At 44.0% G+C, this 19986-nt stretch carries 21 protein-coding genes; 16 read left to right on the top strand and 5 right to left on the bottom strand.

Annotation, left to right across the window (positions count from 1 at the left end; translation table 11 throughout):
- Positions 1–20: 20 nt before the first annotated feature.
- Positions 21–2180 (top strand): 1,3-beta-galactosyl-N-acetylhexosamine phosphorylase, encoded by a 2160-nt coding sequence (gene gnpA, locus NYE35_RS22840; protein ID WP_341122084.1) that lies wholly within the window; start codon positions 21–23, stop codon positions 2178–2180.
- A 412-nt stretch (positions 2181–2592) separates the two neighbouring features.
- On the opposite strand, the gene NYE35_RS22835 is transcribed toward gnpA, so the two are convergent.
- On the bottom strand, positions 2593–3498 hold the full coding sequence (locus tag NYE35_RS22835; protein ID WP_076098612.1) for an AraC family transcriptional regulator: 906 nt from the start codon (positions 3496–3498) through the stop codon (positions 2593–2595).
- A gap of 183 nt (positions 3499–3681) precedes the next feature.
- Here NYE35_RS22835 and NYE35_RS22830 point away from each other — a divergent pair, with 183 nt between their 5' ends.
- The 3 genes from NYE35_RS22830 to NYE35_RS22820 are packed head-to-tail and all read left to right on the top strand — an operon-like array spanning position 3682 to position 6609.
- Complete coding sequence (locus NYE35_RS22830; RefSeq protein WP_036683033.1) at positions 3682–4530, top strand: sugar phosphate isomerase/epimerase family protein; 849 nt, start codon at positions 3682–3684, stop codon at positions 4528–4530.
- Positions 4531–4550: 20 nt separating this feature from the next.
- Complete coding sequence (locus NYE35_RS22825; protein WP_341122083.1) at positions 4551–5564, top strand: Gfo/Idh/MocA family protein; 1014 nt, start codon at positions 4551–4553, stop codon at positions 5562–5564.
- A 31-nt stretch (positions 5565–5595) separates the two neighbouring features.
- Positions 5596–6609, top strand: coding sequence for a Gfo/Idh/MocA family protein (locus tag NYE35_RS22820; protein ID WP_076104354.1), 1014 nt, complete (start codon positions 5596–5598; stop codon positions 6607–6609).
- Positions 6610–6686: 77 nt separating this feature from the next.
- On the opposite strand, the gene NYE35_RS22815 is transcribed toward NYE35_RS22820, so the two are convergent.
- Positions 6687–6896 (bottom strand): hypothetical protein, encoded by a 210-nt coding sequence (locus NYE35_RS22815; RefSeq protein WP_036683023.1) that lies wholly within the window; start codon positions 6894–6896, stop codon positions 6687–6689.
- 205 nt (positions 6897–7101) lie between these two features.
- Between NYE35_RS22815 and NYE35_RS22810 the strand changes: the two genes are divergently transcribed.
- The 4 genes from NYE35_RS22810 (at position 7102) to NYE35_RS22795 (ending at position 9855) form a co-directional block, all read left to right on the top strand.
- Complete coding sequence (locus tag NYE35_RS22810; protein ID WP_076146740.1) at positions 7102–7416, top strand: hypothetical protein; 315 nt, start codon at positions 7102–7104, stop codon at positions 7414–7416.
- Between the two features lie 120 nt (positions 7417–7536).
- Positions 7537–8070, top strand: coding sequence for a hypothetical protein (locus tag NYE35_RS22805; RefSeq protein ID WP_036683019.1), 534 nt, complete (start codon positions 7537–7539; stop codon positions 8068–8070).
- Between the two features lie 97 nt (positions 8071–8167).
- Complete coding sequence (locus NYE35_RS22800; protein WP_341122082.1) at positions 8168–9286, top strand: DNA alkylation repair protein; 1119 nt, start codon at positions 8168–8170, stop codon at positions 9284–9286.
- Entirely contained in the window at positions 9283–9855 is a 573-nt protein-coding gene (locus NYE35_RS22795; protein WP_038572592.1) for a type 1 glutamine amidotransferase family protein, read from the top strand. Before NYE35_RS22800 ends, NYE35_RS22795 begins: the two co-directional genes overlap by 4 nt.
- Before the next feature lie 65 nt (positions 9856–9920).
- Here the strand turns inward: NYE35_RS22795 and NYE35_RS22790 are convergent, their stop codons facing one another.
- The gene (locus NYE35_RS22790) at positions 9921–10514 is read right to left on the bottom strand and encodes a hypothetical protein (RefSeq protein ID WP_036683014.1); all 594 of its coding nucleotides are present in this window, start codon (positions 10512–10514) and stop codon (positions 9921–9923) included.
- A 208-nt stretch (positions 10515–10722) separates the two neighbouring features.
- Between NYE35_RS22790 and rnhA the strand changes: the two genes are divergently transcribed.
- The 3 genes from rnhA to NYE35_RS22775 are packed head-to-tail and all read left to right on the top strand — an operon-like array spanning position 10723 to position 12526.
- Complete coding sequence (gene rnhA / locus NYE35_RS22785) at positions 10723–11379, top strand: ribonuclease H (protein ID WP_076215337.1); 657 nt, start codon at positions 10723–10725, stop codon at positions 11377–11379.
- A 43-nt stretch (positions 11380–11422) separates the two neighbouring features.
- Positions 11423–12091, top strand: a complete 669-nt coding sequence (gene ung / locus NYE35_RS22780; RefSeq protein WP_036683009.1) for a uracil-DNA glycosylase — start codon at positions 11423–11425, stop codon at positions 12089–12091.
- 30 nt (positions 12092–12121) lie between these two features.
- Complete coding sequence (locus NYE35_RS22775) at positions 12122–12526, top strand: hypothetical protein (RefSeq protein ID WP_036683006.1); 405 nt, start codon at positions 12122–12124, stop codon at positions 12524–12526.
- A gap of 110 nt (positions 12527–12636) precedes the next feature.
- Here NYE35_RS22775 and NYE35_RS22770 read toward each other — a convergent pair whose 3' ends face one another.
- Positions 12637–13746: an AI-2E family transporter gene (locus NYE35_RS22770; RefSeq protein WP_036683003.1), complete on the bottom strand. Its 1110-nt coding sequence runs from the start codon at positions 13744–13746 to the stop codon at positions 12637–12639.
- A gap of 191 nt (positions 13747–13937) precedes the next feature.
- Positions 13938–14210 carry a hypothetical protein gene (locus NYE35_RS22765; RefSeq protein ID WP_036683002.1) on the bottom strand — a complete coding sequence of 91 codons (273 nt, stop codon included), beginning with the start codon at positions 14208–14210 and terminating at the stop codon, positions 13938–13940.
- Positions 14211–14461: 251 nt separating this feature from the next.
- Here NYE35_RS22765 and NYE35_RS22760 point away from each other — a divergent pair, with 251 nt between their 5' ends.
- The 5 genes from NYE35_RS22760 to NYE35_RS22740 all read left to right on the top strand — a co-directional run bounded on the left by NYE35_RS22760 (position 14462) and on the right by NYE35_RS22740 (position 19886).
- Positions 14462–15226 carry a DeoR/GlpR family DNA-binding transcription regulator gene (locus tag NYE35_RS22760; protein WP_305953507.1) on the top strand — a complete coding sequence of 255 codons (765 nt, stop codon included), beginning with the start codon at positions 14462–14464 and terminating at the stop codon, positions 15224–15226.
- A 117-nt stretch (positions 15227–15343) separates the two neighbouring features.
- Positions 15344–16255, top strand: a complete 912-nt coding sequence (gene pfkB / locus NYE35_RS22755) for a 1-phosphofructokinase (protein WP_076146748.1) — start codon at positions 15344–15346, stop codon at positions 16253–16255.
- A 38-nt stretch (positions 16256–16293) separates the two neighbouring features.
- Entirely contained in the window at positions 16294–18222 is a 1929-nt protein-coding gene (locus NYE35_RS22750) for a PTS fructose transporter subunit IIABC (RefSeq protein WP_038572586.1), read from the top strand.
- Positions 18223–18398: 176 nt separating this feature from the next.
- Positions 18399–18899 (top strand): Crp/Fnr family transcriptional regulator, encoded by a 501-nt coding sequence (locus NYE35_RS22745; protein ID WP_036682996.1) that lies wholly within the window; start codon positions 18399–18401, stop codon positions 18897–18899.
- 315 nt (positions 18900–19214) lie between these two features.
- Complete coding sequence (locus tag NYE35_RS22740) at positions 19215–19886, top strand: YitT family protein (protein WP_036682994.1); 672 nt, start codon at positions 19215–19217, stop codon at positions 19884–19886.
- Positions 19887–19986 lie beyond the last annotated feature (100 nt).

Genomic DNA, 19986 nt, shown 5'->3' with positions numbered 1-19986 from the left:
AAGACATGGAGGGAAGTTACGTGGACAAAGGAAGATTTACACTGCCTGGTGAAACAGGGATGGAAGAGGTCATAGCCGATCTCGTCGAAAGATGGGGTGTAGATGCCGTACGTGACAGTGATGGCACGAATCTATCGCAGGACATTCTCGATATGGGTCTGCAAATTTATTCAACGCTTTGTCTCGTCCGTGAGGACAATGAGTGGGCGAAGCAGCATCCGCAATATAGACAGCAGATCTATCTGATGACTGCTCCAGTAATAGTAACTTCAAAGGTGAAGACTATCGATATTATGGCTGATTTTTATGCCGATCAATTTATTCCTAACACAGATGTGGATATAAAAAAATATTGGCAGGTTGTAAACCGGACTACAGGAGAAGTATTACCTTCTGAATGTTGGAGTTATGCAGAGGGGATTGTCACATTTGAGCAGGCGGTACAATTTCACAAATATACGGTCAGTTTCTTGGCCTACCAGAAATGGGAGCCGGTCTCCATGTACAACCACATCACGAATGATTGGGATGAGGAGCATCGTTTACCGTTGGATATTCGTTATCCCGAGGCTCAAAAACATGTATTGAGGGTGCTGGAAGATTGGCTGAAGAAACATCCCAAGACAGATATCGTACGTTTTACTACCTTCTTTTATAATTTTGATTTGATTTTTAACAAGGAAGGTAAGGAGAAACAAGTGAATTGGTTTGGCTATCTCAGTTGTGTAAGTCCACTTGCGTTAGAGCAATTCGAACAAGCTTATGGGTACCGATTGACTGCAGAAGATTTTGTGGATCAGGGGCGATATAACACACCATTTAAGAACCCGACCCAAAGATATCTGGACTGGATGGACTTCAATCAGAAATTCATCGCAGGTTATGCCAAACAATGTGTAGATATGGTGCATGATTTCGGGAAGAAAGCGATTATGTTTTTTGGGGATCACTGGGCGGGCACAGAGCCTTATGGCAAATATTTTCCGGAGATCGGGCTCGACGCAGTGGTTGGGGCAGCAGGAGATGGCGTTACAACCCGTATGATTGCGGATATACCTATTAAGGATACCGAGGCACGTTTCTATCCTTATTTCTTTCCAGATGTCTTTTTTGAAGGGGGAGACCCTGTCGGAGAGTCCATGCCGATCTGGATCAAATGCCGGCGTGCGCTCATGCGCAAACCAGTTGGCAGGATGGGGTATGGCGGATATTTAAGTCTAGCGCATCAATTCCCGGATTTTATAGATCATGTGACAGAGATTGCAACGCAGTTCAAAGGGATTCATGCCAATGCAGAAGGGACACAGCCTTTTAAAGCTCCTTTTAAAGTGGCGGTTCTGAATACTTGGGGCTCCCTTCGAAGCTGGCAGACACATCAAGTGGCTCATTCATTATGGAATCAAAGATGTTACTCCTACATAGGGGCATTAGAGTCACTGGCAGGCTTGCCGTTCGACATTGAGTTTATAAGCTTTGATGACATCAGGTTAAGTGGGATTGATCCTAGTATCGGTGTGATTATTAACGCGGGTGATGTCCATACCTCTTGGAGCGGTGGAGATCAATGGAGCGATCCGCAAGTTGTGGCAACACTTCGTGAGTGGGTGGATCAAGGGGGCGGTTTTATTGGGATTGGTGATCCATCAGCTTATGAACATCAAGGGGTTCTTTTTCAACTAGCGGATATTCTAGGTGTTCAGAAGGAGATTGGATTTACAGCAAGCATCAATAAGCCCAAGGTAACGCCTGTGCAGGATCATTTCATAACGGAAGATCTGGAAGGTGAGATCGATTATGGTGAAGGGATGACCATGGTTTATCAAGCGGAGGCCGGAGCAGAAATATTGGATGTGCACCAAAGCAGCTGCAATCTTGCTGTGAATTCATTTGGTCAGGGGCGGGGCGTTTATATCGCGGGGCTTCCCTATAGTATTCAGAATACCAGACTACTCAGCCGAGCGATCTTTTGGGCTGCACATCAAGAGGAGCAGTTGTATTCATGGTTCTCAGTGAATCCGAATGTTGAATGTCATGCGTATCCTGAGACGGGTCGATATTGTGCCGTAAATAACACTTCCGAGATCCAAAAGACAACGATCCTGATGGACAACGCCGTGATCCAAGAAATAGAGTTGGGTGGGATGGAAAGTATGTGGTTTCAATTTGAGATCACACATTAGGAGTCAACCGTAACTACGGAAATAATTGGCCTTTCGGCCGCTGTTGTCTCCAACTTTCCTGAATTGTACCGCTTCGATGGAGTGATTGGGGAATTTCTCCCTGAAATTCCGGGATTTTTGGTCATCAGACTAATAATCAGGGAAAATCTCCCTAAAATTTAGCTGATTCGTTAGCAATTATAGAAATTCCTCTTATTATTAGGGAGGAATTCCCTGATTTCGTTCATTTAGAGCGAATATTGATTATTTTCAGGGAGTTTTTCCCTAATTAGTTTTAGAGCCGCCGCCCCCTTCTTTGATTTTTCAGGGAAGGGGGCTTTTGCTTTTTTGAATCATAAGGAAGAATCCACCACCCTCAATGTTTTTAGCGAGTTCTTCTAACTTGGATTGAGATATTCTGGGGTTTCCGTATCTAGAGTATCCGGGACAACTTGCGATAAGCCCGCGGAGAAATCCCCTCATTCGCGGTAAATACCCTGCTGAAATAATGGATATCAGGATAACCAACGTTATCACCGACCTGTTCAATCGGCCAATCCGTTTCGCGCAGCAGCTTGCGTGCTTCCCGATGCCGGATGGAACGGAGATATTCACCAGGAGGCATGCCAGCCACCTCACGAAATAGCTTGGAGAAATGGTCTTCATGCATATTCATGGCACCAGCCATGAATTTATTACTCCAGCGGTCTGCTAGCTTTGAATCCATCTCGTCGATTAAAGCTCTGATCCGCCCGGTATGAACGGAAGATTTGGCTGCATTTCGGGAGCTTTGTGTTCGGAGCAGCGAGGTTAGGATGCCGAGCAGTAACCCCCGACAGACCCATTCATAACCGGCAGGCCGCATCGTAAATTCATGCACGAGCTGTTCCATCGCATGAATACATTCGGGTGGCGGGGTATAAATGGGCTCCTGTGACAATGGCATAAAAGGAGCGGTCACAGCTTCCAAGGCAAACTTCTCGGCCATAACCTCCTCCTCATTGACCAGCATGTCTTCATCGCTTGTAATAATCGATTCCCCAAAAAAATCAAAATGGATCCCAATGAGTTTGGTTTCCGAATCTGACACAATCGCATTCTGATGATATACCCCGGAAGAAAGGAATATCAGTTGTCCTGAATTCAGGATATATTCCTCCGTATCCATTTTTGTTGATAATTTCCCCTGGCGAACATATAGCAGCTCGAAATCATACAATCTTCTTCTTGGAAAGAGGCAAGGTGAGAGGGTTTGGAATTGTGCGTAGTGAATGCCAGGTGACCACTCCCGGGAAGGGACCTGTTTTCTCAGGGGATAACGGGGTTCTTTTTCAGCCACGAATAAACCTCCCATACAGTATAAAATGATTTTTTCAAATAGACCGGAATCGTGCAAAAAATCTCTTGTTCACCTAAATAAATCTAACTTACAATCTATTATAATATAAATAAATCAAGGATATAAGGGTATTTAGGGCAGGATCTTAAAAGACGGAAAATAACAAATTTGAGGAGGATTCAGATGAAAAAGGGAATAAACATTTGGTCGTTTCGTGAAGGTACTGAGATCGAAGAATGTGCACGTCTGGCTAAAGCGGCGGGGTTCGATGGAATTGAATTGTCTTTGAATGAATCGGGTGAACTTGGCCTGCAAACCACTGAGAAAGAAGCTATTAAGATCAGAAATTCCATTCAGGAGATGGGGTTAGAAATTGCAGGACTGGCGACAGGACTATATTGGTCATATGCCATGACAAGTGAATCCGCGGCGAACCGGACGAAGGCTATCGATGTATGTAAAAAACAATTGGAGCTGGCAGCAACACTTGGCGTAGATACGATTCTTGTCATTCCTGGTGCGGTTGGTGTCGATTTTATTGAGGGCTGTGAAGTAATCGATTATGAAAAAGCTTATGATCGAGCCTTGAAGGCGATCAGTGATCTAGCTCAGGATGCTAAAATGGCGGGTGTTTCTATTGGGATTGAAAATGTGTGGAATAAATTCCTGCTGTCTCCGCTTGAATTACGTTCTTTTATAGATGCTGTAGGCTCCAATTATGTAGGTTCCTATCTGGATGTAGGGAATATCGTTCATTCTGGTTATCCAGAGCAGTGGATACGGATTCTAGGCCATAGAATCAAGAAGGTGCATTTCAAAGATTACCGCCGGGCAGCCGGAGGACTTCATGGATTTGTTGATCTACTTGCTGGGGATGTGGATTATCCTGCTGTTATGGAAGCACTGCAAGAGATCGGCTACAGCAATTATGTTACTGGTGAAATGATACCGCCATATACGCATTATTCGGAGCAAATCATTTTTAATACTTCTGCAGCGATGGATGCTATTTTAGGACGCACTAGTTACTAAGTTTAAGAGAGGTGAAGGCTGTGCTCAGAGTGGGGCTGGTGGGCTTTGGATTTATGGGCCGAATGAACTTTGATCAGTATGTTCAATTGCAGGAAGACGGCCATCCGATTTCTCTGGTTGCCATTTGTGACCCGCAGATTGAAGTCCTTAAACATACTAAATCCGCGGGGAATATGAACACGGCCCACGAGGTATATGATTTATCCCCTTACAATCTTTATGAGAATTTGGAGCATATGCTCGAAAAAGAAGAACTAGATGCTATTAGCCTTGCGGTACCTACGTACTTGCATGCTGAAATGGCTTGTTCGCTGCTGGAACGAGGGTATCATGTGTTCTGTGAAAAGCCGATGGCGAGACATTCCGCAGAAGCTTGGAAGATGGTAGCGGCGGCGCAAAGCAGCGGAAAAAAATTGCTGATTGGCCATTGTCTTCGCTTCTGGCCGGGATATGAATATTTGAAGCGGATCATAGCTAGCGGTGAGTTCGGTGAAGTGACAGAGGCTTATTTTTACCGGGGTTCCGGTGCTCCTAAAGGGTGGCTGGTCAATGATGAGCTAAGTGGTGGCTGTATGCTGGATATGCATGTACACGATACGGACATCATCCATCACTTATTCGGAAAACCGGATAAAGTATCAACGCTTGGGCGGAAGGTTTTACCGGGAAGTGGCTATGATATCGTCTCCACTCATTATTTTTATCAGGATGGAAAAGTGGTCAATGCCCAAGCGGACTGGACACTGGAAGGCGACTTTGGTTTTTACATGGGCTATCGGATTAATTTTGAACGGGGGAATGTAGTCTTCGATGGCGCGGAAGTTAAGGTGAATCCTAATTGTCAACCGGGGTTCATTGCGAAGCTTTCTTCGCATACCGGATATTACAGAGAGTTGGTATATTTCTTAAAAGTCATTCAGAACGATGAGCCAGTGACTCTATGTATGCCCGAAAGTGCGGCCCAATCCATAGAAATCATTGAGGCTGAAATCCAATCGGCTGATCAGGAAGGTACCTGGATACGGATACGTTAAGTGCCATATTTTTAGTAAAGGAGACTTCACGATGTTGAAAATAGGTTTGATCGGTTTTGGATTTATGGGCCGGATGCATTTTGATAATTATGTGCGCTTAACGGAAGAGGGGCAGCCCATTGCCCTTAAAGCCATCTGTGATTTGCGAATTGAGGAATTAAAGGATGGAAAAGCAGCCGGGAATATGAGCACTGCCCAGGAAGTCTATGATTTGTCAGCTTACAATCTATACGATGATCTGGAGAAAATGATAGCCAGTGAGGAACTGGATATGATCGACATTGCGGTTCCTACTTATCTGCATGCGGAAATGACTTGTTCGCTGCTGGAACGTGGATATCATGTATTTTGTGAGAAACCGATGGCCAGAACTTCCGCACAAGCGCTGAAAATGGTGGAGACGGCAGTCCGCTGTGGGAAAAAACTGATGATCGGACATTGTCTCCGTTTTTGGCCGGGGTATGAGTATTTAAAAGAAGTGATAGAGAGCGGGCAGTTCGGTCAGGTCACGGAAGGGTATTTTTACAGGGGATCTGGTGCTCCTAAGGATTGGTTTCTGGATGAGACACTAAGCGGTGGAGGCATTATGGATATGCATATTCACGATACGGATATGATTAACTATCTGTTCGGCAGACCGGATAAAGTATCATCCTTAGGACGTAATGTCCTTCCGGGAAGCGGATATGATATCGCATCGACTCACTATTTTTATAAGGATGCAAAAGTAATTAATGCTCAGGTGGATTGGACGCTGGAAGGTGATTTTGGGTTTTACATGGGGTATCGGGTTAATTTTGAACGAGGAAATATAGTGTTTGACGGCAGCGAGGTCAAGGTCAATCCGAACGACGGGGCAGGCTATTTAGCGGAACTTTCGCCGGATGTTGGCTACTATAGGGAGCTTGTATATTTTCTGGATGTCATTATTCAGGATAAGCCTATCATTATTTGTACACCAGAGAGTACAGCGGAGTCTCTAAGAATCGTGGAAGCAGAAATGAAGTCAGCGGATGCTGAAGGCGAATGGATCGTGCTAGATTAGTTGTGTGCAGAGTGAGTAAGGACGTGAGCTGGAAGAGGATCATTCACAATGACCTTTTTCCAGTTCACGTCCTTTTGTCATCGCTGAAATTTGGTATTGTCTCTTGCATAATGGGATACTGATCCGTCATATCTTCTCAGCCGTACTTGTTCATCAGAGAACAGTTCAACAATTCCTGAAGCAACCTCTGAATACATTCCATCAGGATCAAGCTGTAGCGCAGAAATATAGGTTTGGGATAAGGCAGCTATAAAAAAATCAATGTTTTTCACTAGTGTTTGTGGCATGTTATTCCCTCCGGTGACATCTTGTACATGATGATATATTAAACCATAGGAGTTATTTTACCATGATTTATCGTTGAGTTTTAGGAAGAATTCTTTGGTAAAAGTCGAAAATATGAGAAATTTGGTTGAAAATGTATTTAAGATCATCTTTAATGAAACAAAGAGGGTAATTTTACCACTCTAAATAAATTAAGGGGATTACATAATGAAAGACTATGAAGTGCTGGAAATTAACAAAAAGAGTTTTTTTAAAACGACTATCTATTTTATGATCATTCCTACACTGCTATTGTTTATAGTAGGTTTAGGGATGGTGGTGGTCGGGCTTATCATTAAAGAGACGTTTATGGTTGTTATGGGTATCCCTTATTTGATTATGCCGGTTATTTTGATACTCATTTATGGATTGGTGGGTATGCTGGTAGCGCTGGTATATAACAAGCTGGCGAAGAGATTCGGAGGTCTAGAATTGAAAATAGTGGAGAAAAACCCTCCGGTTGAAGCAAACTATTTACCATAACCCGAAGTTATTAAAGGGCAGGTATTGCGATGATTTCGCTACCTGTCCTTTTTTATCTTTTTAATTTGAAAAGAAACCGGGGAATGGATATGATTTGGATAATGAAAGGATGATTGCCAGATGACGGAACAGACACAAAGAGCCAAGGAGCTGTACATTCAGTTTTTGGGTCATTTTTTAAATATGCATAAAGCAGGAGTGCTTAAGGAGTACAAGAGTTTTGAAATTCCAAGAGAAGTGGAGCTGGAATGGCTGCAGGAATGGGCTACGGAGCACGTCAAGCAGTTGTCGATACGGGACTGGGATGCGATTACGATACTGGAATCCATCTCGCGGAATTATCAGGATAGCTGGATTGTGGAAAAAGTGGCTTCTTTTGCTTCGCGGAATATAATGAGCGCCGATAGTTTGGTTAGACTGATTTATGCGGAAAAAATGCTTGAAATCATTCGTTCTCATAATCAAGTGATCACAAAAGAACTGTTATTTCAAGGATGTAAGGTTGCTGTTCAAATCCTCGAGGATGTAATCTCACAGCCGCTGGTCATTGATCCTGGACACGAACTTAAAGAACATAACCTTAAAGATAAACGTGCGTTAAACAGTCGAGCCCAACAAGGGATTGAAGAGGTAAAGGTACTAATTAATTCTTAGCTGCCAAAGTTGACATACTGTTGTCAAATTGGGTGTGCTACGATTTCCTGACAGAATCAAGTTTGCTGATCTAAAGAAGAAAATGAGGGATTATCGAATGGCTGAACCTTTAAAAGCAATGTACAATGAACAATTTCTGCGTGAGTTCGGCGAAAAAATTCGTGGCGTACATAATGTCTTCGAGACAGAGGCATTTGTAAGCTCAGCCATGACTGAACCGTGGGAAACGCTTGAGCTGAAGGCAAGAATGCGGCGGATCACCGAGACGTTGGGCAGCCACTTACAGCTTCCTTATGAGGAAGCGCTGGCTATCCTATTCGCCATTGCTGAGGAATGTGTAGGATTTCCGTATTTAATTTTTCCGGATTTCGTTGAGGTATATGGCCAAGGAGACGAACATTGGGCGTTGTCTATGCAGGCGCTGGAAAGATTCACAGCGAAATCATCGGCTGAATTTGCAGTTAGGCCGTTTCTTTTGCGGGAACCAGAGCGGATGATGGCTCAAATGCAGATATGGGCGAAGCACCCTGATGAGCATGTACGTAGGCTGGCTAGTGAAGGCTGTCGGCCTCGTCTGCCTTGGGGACAGGCGCTCCCCATGTTCAAGCTTGACCCAGCTCCGGTATTACCTGTACTTGAGCAGCTTAAGGCGGATACATCCCTGTATGTGCGTAAAAGTGTCGCTAATAATTTGAATGATATTGCGAAGGATCATCCGGAAGTGGTGCTCGATACCGCTCGGCGCTGGAAGGGAACACATCCCGATACAGACTGGATTGTGCGGCACGGCTGCCGTTCTTTGATTCGTAAAGCTGAGCCAGAGATTATGGCTTTATTCGGATACGCAGAGCAGACAGACGAAGCTACTCCACTTATAACGAGTGCTTCAATTCTATTGGAACCTTCTATCCTGACCATTGGCGAAAGCTCTGAATTACAGTATAAGCTTCAAGTTCGTGAGGGAGCTCCGGCACGGATTCGGATTGAATACGGAATCTATTTCGTGAAAGCGGCAGGTCGAACCTCTCGTAAATCTTTTTTGTTATCGGATAAGACCGTACCTGGAGGTACAATTCTGTCAGGTAAACGGACACATCGTTGGGCTGATTTAACAACTCGGCGTCATTATCCAGGAGAGCACCGGATTGTGCTGCTGGTAAATGGGCGAGAAGTGGCGGAAGTGACGTTAGAACTTAAAGGGAGTGCTAATATATGAAAAAAGAAGTTTTGATGTTTCTATCCAATGGCTACGCTGATTGGGAAAGCGGATATATTAGTGCCGAACTAAACAAGCCGGAGAGTGAATTTAAAGTAAGCACAGTTGCTTTAACTAGCGACAATGTCAAATCTATGGGTGGATTTACTGTTGTACCTGACTATACTTTAGACAGTTTACCTGTTCAGTATGAAATGTTAATTTTAATCGGGGGCACAGGCTGGAAAGATAATTCAGCTATTACTCCAGTGATTGAAAAATGTTTGCAGGAGAGTGTACCTATCGCCGCTATATGTGACGCTACAACTTTTTTGGCTGAACATGGCTATTTAGACAACATACCGCATACCGGAAATTCATTGGATTATTTAAAACAAAACGCTCCTAATTATAAAGGAGATGCAAATTATATAGAAAAACAGGCAGTTTCGAGTGAACATATCATTACTGCTAATGGTACGGCTGCTTTAGAATTTGCAAGGGAAGTTATGAAGAAGTTAGAGGGTTTCCCAATCGAAACCGTCGAGGGATGGTACAATTTTTTCAAAGATGGTTTTTATCAAGAATAAAAATGTATATAAAAAAGGTGGTCTCAAGTCTTAACGACTTCAGATCACCTTTTTGGGGTTGAAGCTTATTTTTTCACTTCTGTAACACCAGTTACTTTTCCTTGATCGGATGAATTAAAGGTGGATTTATATTGATCGTTTGCGAAGTAGACATTGCCTTCAACGGTTGCGTTCACCAGGGTAAAACCATCCGCTTCTACGTATACATCTCCAATAAAAGTGCCGCCTTGAATACGGGCGTTTTTACTCTTGATGGTCAATTTTGGAGCAGTCAGTTTGAAGGAGTTGGTGATGTTGTGATCCGCATCTTGTGTGTATAGAGCAATTTTTCTGGCGGGTTCCTCTTTATTCATGAATTCTCCATCCACGACGAGATCTTCGGTGAAGGTTAAGTCTTTAAGTGTGGCAGCAATCCAGGTTCCCTCTGGACTGATGGCGCGTTTGAAGGCTTCTTCATTATCTACTACGGAAGCTGAGGTTACAGCATCTGTGGTGTTATTTTGATTATTAGCGGTGCCTGCATTATTAGTGGTACCCGCGTTATTTGTGTTCTCAGGAGTGCTTGTTGCAGTAGCATTATTAGCATTATCTGTTGCATTTCCACATCCGACCATTAACACAAAAGCAAATACCGCAGCAACACTTGCTATCTTTCTCATCTGTATAACCTCCCTAAGTAATTGTACTGATATCCTTCGAGCTTACTATAGAGTGATTAGTTAGTAATTTACCAATCAATCTACAAATGGTAATATAGGCCTGGACATCTCTGGCGTATAGTATGACCTGAAAAATGTGATTTATCCGATGAATTCACGAGCAATATGGATTACAATAAGTACAGGCAGTAGAAAAGGAGCATTATCCATGGCCAAGCAGAAATATTATGTAGTCTGGGAAGGTAAACAACCGGGAGTCTATAGCACTTGGGCAGAATGCCAGGCACAGACAGATCATTATACCGGTGCAAAATATAAATCCTATGAATCCAAAGCAGCAGCTGATGCGGCATATAAAGCGGGCTGGAAGGGGAATTGGGGAACAGGGGCAGCTGGTGCAGCAAAGTCTAAGGGGACAAGTTCTTTTAAACGCAGTGCTACAGTAGAGAACTCTGAGGAGATTGATTACAACAGTATTTCAGTAGATGTGGGGACTCGTGGTAATCCGGGGCCTGTTGAATATAAGGGTGTAGATACACAAACGGGAGATATCATTTTCTCCTGTGGTCCGATCAAAAAGGGCACTAATAATTTAGGTGAATTTTTAGCGATTGTCCATGCCTTGGCGTTGTTGAAGAAAGAGGGAAGCGATAAAACGGTTTACAGTGATTCTGTAAATGCAATGAAGTGGGTGAAGCAGAAGAAGGTGGCAACAACCTTGCCGCGCGATTCTTCAACAGAGGAAATTTGGGTGCTTATTGATCGGGCAGAACGTTGGTTGCAAACCAATACATATGACAATAAGGTGCTCAAGTGGCACACAAAAGAGTGGGGCGAGATCAAAGCGGATTATGGTCGGAAATAAAAAACTATATCGCTATGGTTTCGGTTAAAGGAGGAGTTTGGGGATGTTTGGCAACGATTGGGATGAGGTATTGCAGGATGAAATGCAAAAGCCTTATTTTTTAAAATTAATGGATGTACTAACAGAAGAATATAAGGAACATACCGTTTATCCGCCAAAAGAATTATTGTTCACAGCATTAAAACTAACGCCTTATAAGGAGACTCGTGTAGTTATTTTAGGTCAAGATCCTTATCATGGTCCCGGACAAGCTCACGGACTAAGCTTCTCTGTCAATCCGGGGGTACGTATCCCTCCGTCACTGCGCAATATTTATGCAGAGCTGAAGGAGGACGTCGGTGTGCCTGTTCCGAACCACGGCTCTTTATTGCACTTAGCAGAGCAGGGAGTGTTGTTGCTGAACACCGTACTGACGGTACGTGAGGGTGAGGCGGGTTCACATAAAGGTCTGGGCTGGGAGACATTCACAGACACCATAATGCAAAAGCTGAATGAAAGAACTACGCCCATGGTATTTATATTATGGGGGAGTCATGCGCAGAAAAAAGGTGCTTTCATCGACCAAAGCCGGCATAAGGTGCTGCAATCACCTCATCCAAGCCCTCTCTCGTCGCATCGTGGATTCTTTGGCAGTCGTCCGTTCTCGAAGGCCAATCAATTTCTAGAGTCGCAGGGTATGGAAGGAATAGATTGGTTCATTCCGGACTTATAATTTATGGAGTGATGCGAAGGGGAGGTAGCTATGAAGCATTGGGTAGGTAAACCCGTTATAATGTACTGCGGAGAGAAACCTTATACCATTATGAAGGGAATCCTGCGCAAATGGGACCTTTCCGCATCGGTGGCGGTCATTGGCCATCAGGAAATTGCTGTGCCGTTTCGGGATATTGTTGTTATTAAGGCTCTGGCTCCAAAAGAAAGAGCTCTGCCTCCAGTTCTCCATTCCGTGGGTTATGTGATGAGGGATCGGCAGCAATTTGACAATGCAGTGTATTTTAAATCGGCAGTCAGCGTCTGGAAAGAGGATCAGCTTATTGCCTTTAATACGATTATTACCTCACATACGAAAGGTTCAGTTACACTTCAGAACGGCCAAAACCTGATGAAGGGCAATCACATCTTTGTAGTTCGTTCTTTACGAGGGTGATTTCAGGAACCTGTAAAGAATAAAAAAGGGTACGACTCCGAGTGATTGGAGACGTACCCTTTTTTATTTTATAGTTAAGCTCCGCCCGTTCACGAAGTAGATTACAACCGTTATAGCTCCTCTTTTTTGATAGGCTCAGCTTCATCTTTACGGTCTGCAATAATAATCTCATACACGCGCAGGAAAACAATTTTTATAATCATATAAACAGGGAGCGCAATAAGAACTCCGATAATACCGTAGAAGTCTCCACCTATAAGGACAAGGATGACCGTAGTCAGTGGATGAACATCCAATGATTTTCCGTAAATAATCGGTGAGAGTACATTATCCTGGATCTGCTGGGCAATGAAAATTATGACTAGGGACCATATGGCCATCGTCGGTGATTCAATGAAACCTACTATTATTACCGGAATCGCTGCTAAGAATGAACCCACATATGGAATGAAGTTAAGAGGCACTGAAATTACGGCGAGTAACAGGGAGTAAGGCAGTCCGATGATAAGGAATCCTATATATAACATAATACCGAGTACGACATTTAGCACCACACGTGTGACGATGAAGCTGCTTAAGGCGCTGTCGATATCTCCAAGCATCTCTTGGCCTTCCTTCCGATATTTTCTCGGAATTAAGCCTTGAAGTTTAGGCGATAGCTTATAGTCATCTTTTAGCATGTAGTACAGAATGATGGGCAAAGTGGCGATTAACACTACAATGCTGGAAACAACGCCAATCAAATTGGACATGGAATTGGTAACCCAGGTAATAGTATCGCTAAGAAATTCTGATAAACGGGCCGCGACGTCAGAATCCCCTTTGAAAAAACGTGACAGTGTCGGATTCTCCCTCAATGCATTGAACTGATCCTGCAAACCTTGCACGAGGTAGGGAGTGTTATCAATAAAGTTCTGAATTTGTTCTTGCAGTGTCGGCCAGACTAGAATCCAGAAGAGAACGAACAAGCCCGCAATCAGAAAATAAATGAGCAGGATGGAGAACGCCCGGTTTAATTTTCTTTTCTCTAGGATTCTTACTAATGGACGCAGCAGGTAGTACATAAACCCTGATAACATCATGGGAACAAGTAATAATTTGAAAATGGCACCTAGTGGCGCGAAGAGAAACATTACTTTGGAGCCTAAGTACAAAATCAGTAAAAAGGCGATAATAGCAAGGCTTGTCCGAAAATACTTCTGTTGTGGCAATAAAAACATCCCCCAAAATTCAAATTTATATCTATGTAGTTTAATAACCCTAATTTACAAGTATTGATTCAAAAGCGTGTAATTCCTTATAGGTAGTTCTTGGCATACCCATATAGAGGTTCTAGTTACAAAGGTTACGCCAAGTAAAAAGATCGCAATATAACAAGGGTATATCACTACTTCGCTGCTTTTTTCGTGGATTATCTTGACTTTCGTTTATGAGATTTTCTAGTGGATAAAGTGAAGATTTCAGGAACTACCTCCTCGCCTCCAGTTTCTTTGGTAACTTGTCTTGCTTTAACAAGAGATAAAAAGGAAAAAATCTCACCTAATGCTACAAGTCCAGCTGCGATGATCTCATAATCCTCAGCGCTAAGTTCTGCGGATTCCACTGGATTAGTGTTATTGGTGGTCCCATTCTTATTAGCATTGCTGTTACCGTTATTTCTCCCACGGTTTCTTCCATTGGCCATTTCTGATCACCCGCTTTTCCCGGTATGTATTATTAATATGTTATAAATGCCGTATATGAGATAGGCAATTGGGATGTAATTTTGCACTGTCTCTTTTTAGCACTTTACATAGGATGAAAACGCTGTTAAAATCATAAACGAGCACAAACGATCAATAACGGTCACATATAATCAATTAACGGTCAAGAAAATTCATAGATGAGCGCAAGGAATTGCACAGGTCGCGCTCTCACATAAAGGAGCGAGCCACGATGATGTTTGAGGAAGAGAGAAAACAAAAAATCGTGCTTTTTGTGGAAAAAAACTCAAGAGCTTCTGTACAGGAGCTAAGTCAGGAAATGGGCGTATCCGAGTCTACTGTGCGCCGTGATCTGAAGGAGCTGGAAGAAGCCAAGCTATTAAAGCGTACTCATGGCGGAGCGGTTTCCTTGCAGAGTGTCAATTTTGAGGCGGCTTATCCTGATAAGGAAGATCATTTATTGGATGAGAAGCAACGGATTGCCCGCAAAGCAGTGGAGATGATTCAGGAGGGTGACGCTATACTGCTTGATGCAGGAACAACAACACTGCAGATTGCCAGAGAGCTGAAGAACTTTTCGAATATCAAAGTCATTACGAACTCGATTATGGCGCTGAATGAGCTGCGGGATTGCCGCAATATCGAAGTCTCAATTACAGGTGGTATGCTTCGCCCGGATACGATGGCTTTTGTTGGACCGATGACAGAACGTTCCTTAGATATGGTGAGAGTGGATAAAACTTTTCTTGCTACTAATGGACTGGATTTGCGGGAAGGCATCACAACCCCGAACATGTTAGAGGCAGCTACAAAACGCAAAATGATCGCAGTCGCCAAGCAAGTTATTCTACTGGCAGATCACAGTAAGCTGGGGCAGGTATCCTTTAGCAAGGTTGCTGATGTGACGGAAATGGATCATTGCATTATAGATTCAGGAGCGTCTGACAAATTCATCCGTGAGATCACGCAATTGGGTGTGGATTTCACGCTGGTATAAATTCTATATAGGATAAGCAATTATGAATTACCGTGTGATCGTTTGGAGAAATTACAGATGCCGTATTTTTGATCGGTAATCTATGGCTTAGAAAACCAACATAATTGAGGGATAATCATGATCTATACTGTAACGCTTAATCCTTCCATTGATTATATCGTGGAAGTGGAAGATTTGAGACTGGGTGACTTGAACCGGATGAAACGTGATTTGAAGCTTCCCGGAGGGAAGGGGATTAACGTATCCCGAGTGCTTAAACAGCTTGGGGTTCAGAATAAGGCTATGGGATTCCTTGGCGGCTTCACCGGCCGATATATTGAGGATTGGTTACACGAAGAATCAATTTCAAGCGATTTCGTGTTTGTTTCTGATGATACGCGGATTAACATCAAGCTCAAGCATGGAGAAGAAACGGAGATTAACGGTGTTGGACCCGCCATTCTTGTTCCGGAAGCCGACGCACTATTGCAAAAGCTGGCTGCTCTGAACGCGGAGGATGTAGTGATTTTGTCGGGAAGCGTTCCCCCATCACTGGGTGCAGATTTCTATGACAAGCTTATATCTGTGTGCAAACAGAGTGGAGCGGAATTCGTCATTGACACTACTGGTGCTGCGCTTCAAAAAGCGCTGGCGTATCAGCCATTGCTGGTTAAACCGAACCATCATGAGCTTGCAGAGCTATTCGGCGTAACAATAGACACGAGGGAAGAGATTATTACTTATGGACGCAAGCTGCTGGATGCAGGAGCGAAACATGTACTGGTTTCCATGGCGGGTGAAGGGGCTTTGTTCATTACGGAGCAAGGGGTATACCACGCCAACGCACCAAAAGGTAAAGTGAAAAATTCTGTAGGTGCAGGGGATTCCATGATCGCTGGTTTTGTAGGGACACTGTCTTTGACAGGAGACTTGTTGGAGGCGTTCCGTGCAGGCGTTGCCTCGGGCAGTGCAACCGCATTCTCTGATGATTTAGCGGATAGAGAATTCATTGAACAGCTGAGACCGCTGATCCAAATCTCAGAAGTGTAAGCCGACAGCATTCAAAGTACTTAAGGGAGTTGAACATGATGAAAATAACGGATTTAATGATAAAAGAAACTATGATCATGGATCTAAAAGCTACAACTAAGGAAGCTGCAATTGATGAATTGATTGCAAGTCTTGCTGCTAGTGGCCGAATTAATGATCCGATCCTTTTTAAAGAGATGATTCTGAAGCGCGAAGAGCAATCCAGTACTGGGATTGGTGGCGGTATCGCGATGCCGCACGCTAAGACTAAAGCGGTAAATGAAGCGACGGTTGTATTTGCTAAGAGCGCAAAGGGAGTGGAGTTTGAATCCCTTGATGATGAGCCAGCACGTATCTTCTTTATGATTGCCGCTCCAGAAGGAGCAGGCAATATGCATCTTCGTACACTGGCCTCATTGTCCAGACTACTGATCGATAGCGAGTTCATTGAACAGCTTATGAATACTCAGACTCCGGATGAGGTATCAGCTTTGTTTGATGCCAAGCAGGCGGAAGGCGAAGCTAAGGAGAAAGAGAACGAAGCCGCTGAAACTGCCGCAAAGTCAGAGCCTGAACGTGTAATCGTGGGCAACCCGGATTCCCAAGCTTTTGTCGTAGCTGTAACTGCTTGTCCTACAGGCATTGCGCACACTTTTATGGCTGAAGATGCCCTTAAGAAAAAAGCTCTAGAAATGGGAGTTAATATCCGTGTAGAGACGAATGGTTCAGAAGGGGCCAAAAACGTACTCACCCCTGATGAGATTCGGCGTGCAAGCGGTGTAATTGTTGCAGCTGATAAAAAGGTGGAAATGGCCCGTTTTGACGGTAAACCTGTACTGCAAAGACCGGTAAGTGATGGCATCCGTAAGTCGGAAGAGCTTATTCGTAAAGCTATGAATGGGGAAGCGCCGATCTATCACAATGAAGGTCGCGGTGGCAATGACGAAGGGTCTAAAGAGAAATCTGGCAGTATCGGCAGTAAAATATATAAGGACTTAATGAATGGGATCTCCCACATGCTTCCGTTTGTAGTCGGTGGCGGTATTCTGCTGGCAATCTCCTTCCTGATTGAACAAGTAGGTGGAGCAGATCATCCGCTGTTCCAGTTACTGCAGACAATCGGTGGCGGAGATGGTGCCTTCCATTTCCTAATTCCAGTCCTTGCTGGATTTATAGCGCTTAGCATTGGTGATCGTCCGGCTCTGATGCCAGGTATGGTTGGGGGCTACATGGCCTTGAATTCCAATGCTGGGTTCCTCGGCGGGCTGGCTGCTGGTTTCTTGGCGGGTTATGTAATTATCGGACTACGTAAAGTATTTGCAGGTCTGCCTAAAACACTTGACGGACTGAAGCCGATCCTGTTATACCCGGTATTCGGGCTTCTAATTACCGGTGGATTGATGTATTACCTGTTCGATCCGGTCTTTAGCTGGATCAATGTCGGACTGATCGATTGGCTTAATGATCTTGGAACTGTTAATGCTGTTATTCTGGGCCTGGTTCTCGGTGGCATGATGGCCATAGATATGGGTGGACCTTTCAATAAAGCTGCTTATACTTTTGCCATCGGTGTATTCACTACCAGTGGCAATACCAACGGCTTCATGATGGCTGCTGTAATGGCGGGGGGGATGGTACCTCCACTTGCAATAGCACTGGCTTCTACTTTCTTTAAGAATAAATTCACGGAAGAAGAACGTAAATCAGGCTTAACGAACTATGTGCTGGGCTTATCGTTCATTACAGAAGGGGCCATTCCATTCGCCGCAGCCGATCCGCTTCGTGTCCTAACCTCTTGTATTCTTGGTTCGGCCGTTGCTGGAGGTCTTACACAACTTTGGAATATCAACGTGCCGGCTCCGCATGGCGGGATCTTTGTAGCTGCCCTTTCAAGCCACGCGCTGTTGTTCCTGTTGGCTGTTCTGATCGGTTCGGTCATCTCCGGATTGATGCTCGGATTATGGAAGAAACCGCTTGAAGCAAAGTAACTTTATAAGTAAATTGAACTGCTGGGTGCCAGAATTTTCATTCTGGTGTCCAGCAGTTTTTGCATGGACTTTAATCTACCCCTTTCCTCGCCCATAGGTAGATTTATCTCCATAAATGAGGTTTAATTTTATATAATTGAAAATATATATAATCAGAAGGAAAAGGAGCGAGCGAGATGATATTACATAAGGGGGAAGTCTTGTTCCGCCAAGGAGACAGCTGTGACTTTTTATTTAAAGTAAAAAGCGGGCTGTTCAAGGTCACAAGACTTCATGAGAATGGGAACATGGTGTTATTTAACATCCTGTATCCTGGTGAGATGGTTCCCCATCATTCACTCATTTCGCCAAAGGAGGCGCATGGAACGGCAGTTGCGATGATGAAGAGCGAGGTGGAGGCAGTTCCATCAGCAGAATGGTATCAACAGCTGCGGGATGATCCTGGTCAAGCGATGGAAATCGCCAGACTGCTTCAGGAGAAGGTACGGTTTATGCAAACACGGCTGGATCATCTTACTGTAGGTACACCTGCAGAACGTATGGAATTGCTAACCCGCTGGTTTAATGACTATTCTCATGGCGCAGCGCTAACAGAGTTATTGACCCAGGAAGAAATAGGGCAATTGATCGGTGTAAGACGTGAAACAATCAACCGTTTGCTGCGGAGTACAGAGTGATTCCTGCTTTTTTCTGGCAAACTGTTTAGAGTAGGGTGGCTCCGTGGTATAATGTAAACAGAACTTATCAAATTAGAGAAAGGATCAGGATACCATGTGTCCCCGAAGGACGATTCCCCAAAGGACGATTTGGAAACGTTATGATCTGTCTTATACTTAGCTTCCCTGTAGAAGGTGCGTAAACCGTTGTTACTTGACGAACCGCCTCTGCGAGGGGAAGGAGTATATATATGCGAAGGAGCAATACCTCCGGTTTTACCCGTCGTAGAGGTTGGTGGGACGTCTAGCCGCCATATACGATAAGGGGAGACCTGTATGAGGAACCACAATTACGGAGTGAATGTACTGCTCCGATTGACAGTCATTTTGTTTGGAACATTTTTGCTTGCATTTACTTATTATCACATCAATTTTCAGAATCATTTGTCAGAGGGCGGATTCGTAGGATTATCGCTGCTTGGCAAATATGTATTAGGAATTTCACCTTCGATTTCAACTCTGCTTCTAGACGTTCCAGTACTCTTGATAGCATGGATGTTCAAAGGGAAAGCGTTCGTGTGCAACACTTTTGTTTCTGTAGGAGCTTTTACAATCTTCTATGGTCTCATGGAACGTTATTCCGGTTTGGTCATCAACTTGCAGGACAATTTGGCATTAGCAGCTCTTTTGTCCGGCGTACTGACAGGTTTAGGAGCGGGAATTATCCTGCGGAGTGGCGGGGCTAGCGGTGGAGACGATATTTTGTCGCTGCTGGTTAGTGAATGGAAGGGAATCAAAGTAGGTACGGTATTCATCATGATGGATGTAATCGTTCTGGCACTATCACTCTTTTATATGCCTGTTAAAGAAACGATGTATACAGTGATGGCTGTAGTCGTAGCCGGCTATGTGATCACCTTTACAACCTCTTTAGGCAAACCAAAGCTAGTGAAGTCGCCAAAGATTCAATCTACTTTGCGTAAACCTCATGATGGTACGGTAATGTGAATAAGGCTGTATAAACAGCTTATTTCGGGGATATACTACATTTAAGGTCAGCCAGAATTTCTGGTTGACTTTTTTTTGTTGGATATGACGTATTTTAAAG

Origin of the sequence: Paenibacillus sp. FSL L8-0494, assembly GCF_038003695.1 — a bacterium.
In the GTDB taxonomy this organism is placed as follows: domain Bacteria; phylum Bacillota; class Bacilli; order Paenibacillales; family Paenibacillaceae; genus Paenibacillus_AQ; species Paenibacillus_AQ odorifer.
This window is presented reverse-complemented; position numbering and strand designations above follow the sequence as displayed.